Annotated in this window: 1 protein-coding gene; it reads left to right on the top strand. The window is 52.5% G+C overall.

The window, feature by feature from the left end:
• A partial coding sequence (locus B0E34_RS22700) for a LysR substrate-binding domain-containing protein (RefSeq protein ID WP_262484722.1) occupies nt 1-280 on the top strand: 280 nt, incomplete at both ends.

Here is a 280-nt window from a genome sequence, read left to right as displayed (position 1 = left end):
CAGTATCAGCGGTAAATTACGCATCGACATCCCGTCAGGAATCGCGAAAAGCCTGTTACTGCCGCGCTTGTCGGAATTTCTCTATCTGCATCCGGGAATTGAGCTGGAACTGAGTAGCCATGACCGTCCGGTAGATATTCTTCATGATGGTTTTGATTGCGTGATACGCACTGGCGCATTACCGGAAGATGGCGTTATCGCCCGTCCCCTCGGTAAACTGACCATGGTCAACTGTGCCAGTCCGCACTATCTGACGCGCTTTGGTTATCCGCAAAGCCCC

The organism is Chryseobacterium mucoviscidosis (assembly GCF_002177115.1).
GTDB classification, from domain to species: domain Bacteria; phylum Bacteroidota; class Bacteroidia; order Flavobacteriales; family Weeksellaceae; genus Chryseobacterium; species Chryseobacterium mucoviscidosis.
The sequence above is the reverse complement of the archived record's forward strand: the minus strand, read 5'-3'. Positions and strand labels throughout refer to the sequence as shown.